The following is an 889-nucleotide window of genomic DNA, read 5'->3' as shown; positions in this document are numbered from 1 at the left end:
ATCAGGTCCAGGGCCCACGCGGAAGGACCTCGTGGTCGACGCGGCGAGCGTGCCCTGCCTGGAGGACCACCTCGTCCGGGGCACCCCCACCCTGCCGGGCGCGTGGGCCCTGGACCTGATGTTCCAGAGCGCGCTGGGCGACAGCCGACCGGAGCTGAGGACCGTCACCATCGAGGACGCCCGGTTCTCCCGCTTCATCCGCGTGAAGCCGGGAGGCCAGCAGGCCCTGCGCGCCGAGTGCACCCCCCTGACCGACATCCCCGGCCGGCACAGCGTCCAGGTCCGGCTCACCGGAGACATCGTCCATGCCTCCGGCGTGGTGCTGGAGCGCGACCTGGTCTACGCCGAGGCCCGCTTCACCCTGACGGCGGAGCCTCCCCGGGCCACGCCCCAGCTCGCCGCCGCCACGGCGTCGGGCAACGGCCTGCCCGTGCATGATCCGCACTGCGCCACCGGCTCCCCCATCGAGCTGCGGAAGATGTTCGACTGCCTGGAGGAGATCCGCCTGGAGCAGACCGCCCGCTTCGCGCGGCTGGGGCTGCCGGAAGCGGCCCGGCAGGCGGGAACGCACGTGCCCGCGCTCGTCCTGGACGCGGCCCTGCGGCTGAGCGCGATGCACGTGGAGGGCGTGTCGAACGACGTGTTCGCGCCCATCCAGGTCCAGCGGGCGACGTTCGACCGGGACCTGCTCACGCACAACGACGGCGCGCCCCGGCACCTCTCCCTGAGGGCGCTCGCACCGCACGTGGAGGGAGACCTCCTGCATTGCGGCAGCGCGGCGGCGCATGACGAAGCGGGGCGGCTGCGCATGCTCGTTGAAGGTGGCATCGCCCGCCCCATGGCCTGAAAGCCCCATTCCCACTGGACGCCACCATGAACGACCTTCCTC

Annotated in this window: 1 protein-coding gene; it reads left to right on the top strand. The window is 72.6% G+C overall.

Annotation, left to right across the window (positions count from 1 at the left end; genetic code table 11):
• Positions 1-847 (top strand): hotdog family protein (locus D7Y13_RS41805; RefSeq protein ID WP_208734561.1); only part of this gene is annotated, 847 nt, incomplete at its 5' end.
• Between the last annotated feature and the right edge of the window lie 42 nt (positions 848-889).

The organism is Corallococcus praedator (assembly GCF_003612125.1).
Classification (GTDB): domain Bacteria; phylum Myxococcota; class Myxococcia; order Myxococcales; family Myxococcaceae; genus Corallococcus; species Corallococcus praedator.
This window is presented reverse-complemented; position numbering and strand designations above follow the sequence as displayed.